Consider the following 4888-nt stretch of genomic DNA (forward strand, 5'->3'; position numbering starts at 1 on the left):
CCTCGCGCGGTCGTCGTCACGGGCGGCGGGGTGGCCGTCTTCTGCGCGACGGTCGCGCTGGGCGAAGCGGTGGGCGGGTGGTGGACGCGAGGCTGGGTGTTGCCGCACTGGCCGGATGCGCCCGCGGCGGCCATCGAAGGCCTGTCGAACAACGTGGTGCGCATGGGTGGAACGGCGGCGGGGCTGGCGCTCCTGTGCGCGGTCCTGGCGTGGCGGCCCAAGCTGGGCGTGGGGCTGGTGGTGCTCCAGGGAGCGGCGCTCTTCCTGGAGAACGGGCCGCTCTACCAGGTGTCCCCAGCAGAGATCCTGGAGACACCGCCTCCGTTCGCGGAGCGGATCCGCGCGTCGGCTCCGGCGGATGAGCCGGTGCGGGTGAACACGGTGGTGAAGGGCTACGGGGCGCCGCTCCTGGCCGGTTACGAGTTCAAGGACCGGCTGAGCCTGGGGCAGGTGGCGGTGCTGGCGCCGGACACGTCGGTGTTCTGGGATATCGAGAGCGCGGGCAGCTACCTGCCGGGGCGGAGCTCGCGGCTGCTGCGGCTGATGGGCGACGCCCGGCGCTGGTCCTTCGAGCTGGCTCCGCGCCTGTCCACGCCCTTCATGGTGACGCACACGCGGGACCTGTCCGAGGGCCTGCCTCCAGGAGCACGCGTGCTGGCGGAGGAGCCGCTCTTCGGGACGTCGTTGCTGGCGCATCCGCAGGCGCCCGCGCGGATCCACCTGGCCCGGCCGGAGTGCGTGGCGACGCTCGATGAGGCCTTGAAGCGGATGACGGCGCCCGAGCCACCCGCGCCCGGGACCGTCATCGTGGAGTGCCCGGAGCCGTTGCCGGTGGAGGCCGCGACCGGCACGGGCGGGGTGCGTGTGACACGCGAGTCGCCGGAGCACTTCACGGTGGACGTGGAGGCCGCCGCGCCCTCGGTGCTGGTGATCAACGATGCGTATCTGCCCGGCTGGACCGCGACGCTGGACGGCGAGCCCGTGCCCATCCTCGCCGCCAACGTGGCGGTGCGCGCGGTGCCCGTGCCGTCGGGGCGCCACACGGTGGTGATGCGCTACCGGACGCCGGGGCTCGTTCCAGGGCTGTGGTTGGGCGCGCTCACGCTGGGCGCGCTGGGGGCCGCGATGGTTGTGTCGCGGCGCCGTCCCCGGAGCTGAGCGCCAGTCCGTTGGGCCTGAAGGTTGTCCCTACGGATGAGAAGGTGAGCGCCCCGGGGGACTCCCTGTCAGCGCCGCACCGCACGAACTGGTCCGACAGTCGGACCCGTTTGGACAACTGTCGTGGCTGCGGGCCGTGCCGGCCGAGCAGCGGAAACCTGTCCGACAGTCGGACCCGTTTGGACAACCGCCGTGGCTGCGGGCCGTGCCGGCCGAGCAGCGGAAACCTGTCCGACAGTCGGACAGGTTCGGGCCGCGTCGGGCGGAAGGTGGACCGGGTGGAGGTCCGGCGGACCTAGCGAGGCGCGGGCGTCGCGGTGCTCGGGGGGCCGAACGCGGGCGGTGAGGCGTTCAGTGCTCCCACGGAGTAGGTGCCGTCGTAGCCGTCCAGATCATCGGCCTTCTTCTGGAGGGCGATGCCCACGGCCTGGGCCTCGCCCCGGCCTTTCAGGGACTGCTGGCCACAGGTGTCCGCCGTCATTCCACGGCAGATCCACGCGGAGCCCCCGGCGTTCGCCAGGTCGAGCGACACCAGACCGGGCTCCGCTTCGAGCAACCGGTGCGTCATGAACTGGAGCTTCTCGTTCCAGGGCGCGCCCACGTCGCGGCGCGCGTGCAGGTTGCCCACGAGCACGATGAAGGTGTCCTCGCGCGCCTGGCTCCGCTCCTGACGGAGCTGACCGGCCATCGTGTCGTCCCGGTCCTTGCCGCCCGCGTCGAACGCCACCACCCGCACCGGCAGCCCCGCGCGCCGCAGCTCCCGCACGCGCTCCAACAGCTGCCGCATGGCACCGCTGCTGCGGCCGTCCTGCACCTCGCGGCGCCAGAAGGCACTGTCGGGCGGCCCCTCGGCCTCACCCGCGACGAAGGCGTCGAGGCGCGCCTGCTCCTCCACTGGGAACTCCAGCGCCAGCCGCACCGGCTGTCCCGCCGCCGCCGCGTGACACGCCAGCCGTGCCGCGAAGGCCGGTGCCTCCTGCGTGCCGTGGATCTCCCCCAGCACGACGAAGGCCGCGGGCTTGAGCACCGCCTCCATGCCGGGAATCACCGGACCGCAGTCCGCCTTCGCTTGTGCCGCCGGTGCTTCTCGCGCCGTCCGGCACCCGGCCAGGACACAGGTGAGCATCAGCAGGAACCGCGGAGAGAGTCGCATGGGCGTGGGGCCTCCTTGGAGGAAACGGGAAGGCCCAGTCTCACCCAGCACCGCACGCCCTGAAAACACGACGGCCCGCCCCGGAGAGGGAGCGGGCCGGTCCTGGCCTTGTGCGTCAGCTCGACGCGACGGGCCGTGTCAGGCGGTGGGGACGACGGCGCCCGCGCGCGACTCGCGCTGGGACGACGCGAGCGCCGAGCGCTGCAACCAACCCGCGAGCCCCAGCATCGCGAGCCCCGAGGTGCGCAGCGTGCGCAAGAGCTCCACCGCTTCGGTGGGACTGCCGGGCAGCAGCGGGGCCAGCCACTCGCGCGCGTCGTAGAAGAGCCACACCGCGCCGGACACGCCCATGGCCCACCACACCCAGGCGAGCCGCCCGCCTCGCAGCATGTACGCGACGCGGAGGATGGGGGCGACGAGCAGGATGGTCGTCATGTCCGCCAGCGTGGACGCCAGCGCGATGACCGCCGTGCACGTGGCCGCGAAGCCCTGGCCCAGGTGCCCCACCGCCGCGACGAGCGCCGGCCCACCCACCGCCAGTGCCGCCACCGCCGCCACCGCCCACAGGAGCGTCGCGCGGGGACTGGGCGGCGGCTGGAGGCCCGACTGCTTGTAGGTGCGCGCCAGCAGCACCAGCGCGAACGTGGTGCTCACATTCGCCAGCACCACCACGCCCATGCGCACGGGCAACAGCGGCGAGTCCGTGAACGGCACGTCCGGCACCGCGTGCATCCAGTAGCTGCGCAGGGCCGTGCTGACGAGCGACAGGACCGCGCCCACCGTCAGCAAGCCCCACACGCGGCGCAGGTAGTCCCCCGCGCCGAACGACAGCGCCGCCGCCGCCGTGCCCAGCACCGCGAGCAGGCCCACCGTCCAGCCCGCCACGTCACCCACGAGCGCCAGCCGGTGCGCGTCCTGGAAGGACGTGGCCACCGCGGCCAGGTGCACGAGCTGGAGCACCCCGACGGCGCCCAGCCAGGGCGCCACCCTCGCGAGGGCGCGACCCGAAGAGGAACGGGGGGCGTTCATCGCAGCTTCTCCATGGCCGTTGAAATCTCCTTGAGGATGCTGGTCGTGCGCACCGCGCCGATGAAGATGTTGAGCATGGGCTTGAGGCCCTCCAGCACCTGCGGCACGTCCTGCGCGCCCACCTGTTCGGGTGGACGCTTGAGGGCCCGCAGCGCGGCGGTGTGGATGGCCATCTTCGCGGTGAAGTCACCCAGAAGCGGCTCCAGGTGATGCATCAGCACGTCGTGCCAGCCAGGGGCGGATGAAGGGGAGGACGAGGGAGTCTGCACGTCACCTCCGCGGGGGGAAGACCCCCAGCGTAGGGACATTTCGAACCCAGCACGAGGGTTCGCCTGCTTCCGAACCCGCACAAAATGCTCGGGCTGGTCTGATTTCCCCGCGACCTCTGGAAAAGCGGTGCGGCTTAACGGCGGCGCGGCTTGGCCTCTTCGGCCGGCTTGGGGGCCGGACGGGGCTCGTGCGGGCCCTTGAGGATGTCCTCGAAGTGGGACTTCTGCTTGCGGCGCTTGAAGAAGAGGGCGGTGCGGCCCAGGAGCTGCGCGAGCTCCGAGCCGGTGGCCTCGGCGAGGCGGTCCGCGGCTTCGTGGCGGCCTTCCGGGCCTTCGTTGATCTTCACCTTGATGAGCTCGTGGTCGTTCAGCGCCTGCTCGATGGCGGCGATGACGCCCTCGGTGACGCCGGACGAGCCGACGATGACCACCGGCTCCAGGTGGTGGCCGAGTGCCCGCAGGTGGCGGCGTTCTTTCCCGGTGAGGGGCATGGGGGGTGTCTCCTTGAAAAGGCGCGCACCCTACTTCTTTTGGGACGCCATGCGGACCTCTCGCATCGCATCAATGTGGTCCGGTTGCAGCTCGACCGTCCGCTTGAAGTGCTTGAGGGCCCCGGGCGCGTCGCCGCACAGCTTGGCGATGACGCCCAGGAAGTAGTGGGCGGGGGCGCAGCGCTCGTTGCGTTTGATGGCGCCCTGGATTTCGCGGAAGGCCTCCGGCTGGGCGGCCTTCTTGTCGGGAGCGGCGAGGAAGCGCGCGTAGCCCCGCCAGGCGAAGAACTCCGGCTCCTCGGCGTTGAGGGCGATGGCCTCGTTGAGCATCTTCACGGCTTCCGGGTACTTGCGCGCCTTCACCAGGATGCAGGACTTCTGGAAGAGCTCCTCGGCCTGGAGGATGGCCTGGATGTCCACGCCGTCGCCGCCGCCGCTCTTGAGCTCCTCCAGGTAGGCCGCGCGGCTCTTGTCGTCGGAGAGGGCGCGGTAGGCGTCGCCGATGTACGCGAACACCTCCGCCTTGAGCTTCTCCAGCTCCGGCAGGGCGCCCTGGGGCAGGGTGTCCGGGTGGTAGAGCTTGGCCAGGCGGAAGTAGGCGATCTTCACCGCGCTGCCTTCGGTCTGTTCGGTGAGGCCGAGCCGCTGGAAGTGGTTCTGGCCCTTCATGGTCGCGGCGAGCTGGCGCAGCGCGGGCAGTTCATCCGAACCGGAGGTGGGGCCCGAAGCCGCGGGGGCCGCAGGAGCGGCGACGACGGGTGGGGCGGGCCGTGCGCCCGGGCCCGCCG

6 protein-coding genes are annotated in these 4888 nt (G+C 71.8%); 1 reads left to right on the top strand and 5 read right to left on the bottom strand.

Going from position 1 to position 4888, the window contains the following annotated elements; translation table 11 throughout:
- Positions 1–1158 (top strand): YfhO family protein (locus D7X32_RS47735; RefSeq protein WP_147450501.1); only part of this gene is annotated, 1158 nt, incomplete at its 5' end.
- Between the two features lie 295 nt (positions 1159–1453).
- On the opposite strand, the gene D7X32_RS43130 is transcribed toward D7X32_RS47735, so the two are convergent.
- The 5 genes from D7X32_RS43130 to D7X32_RS43150 form a co-directional block, all read right to left on the bottom strand.
- Entirely contained in the window at positions 1454–2311 is an 858-nt protein-coding gene (locus D7X32_RS43130; RefSeq protein WP_120608295.1) for a TraB/GumN family protein, read from the bottom strand.
- 138 nt (positions 2312–2449) lie between these two features.
- On the bottom strand, positions 2450–3340 hold the full coding sequence (locus tag D7X32_RS43135) for a hypothetical protein (protein WP_120608296.1): 891 nt from the start codon (positions 3338–3340) through the stop codon (positions 2450–2452).
- Positions 3337–3609 carry a hypothetical protein gene (locus tag D7X32_RS43140; protein ID WP_244239501.1) on the bottom strand — a complete coding sequence of 91 codons (273 nt, stop codon included), beginning with the start codon at positions 3607–3609 and terminating at the stop codon, positions 3337–3339. Before D7X32_RS43140 ends, D7X32_RS43135 begins: the two co-directional genes overlap by 4 nt.
- A gap of 134 nt (positions 3610–3743) precedes the next feature.
- The gene (gene yhbY / locus D7X32_RS43145) at positions 3744–4100 is read right to left on the bottom strand and encodes a ribosome assembly RNA-binding protein YhbY (protein ID WP_120608298.1); all 357 of its coding nucleotides are present in this window, start codon (positions 4098–4100) and stop codon (positions 3744–3746) included.
- Positions 4101–4130: 30 nt separating this feature from the next.
- A partial coding sequence (locus tag D7X32_RS43150) for a DnaJ domain-containing protein (RefSeq protein WP_244239502.1) occupies positions 4131–4888 on the bottom strand: 758 nt, incomplete at its 5' end.

The organism is Corallococcus carmarthensis (assembly GCF_003611695.1).
Taxonomy (GTDB): domain Bacteria; phylum Myxococcota; class Myxococcia; order Myxococcales; family Myxococcaceae; genus Corallococcus; species Corallococcus carmarthensis.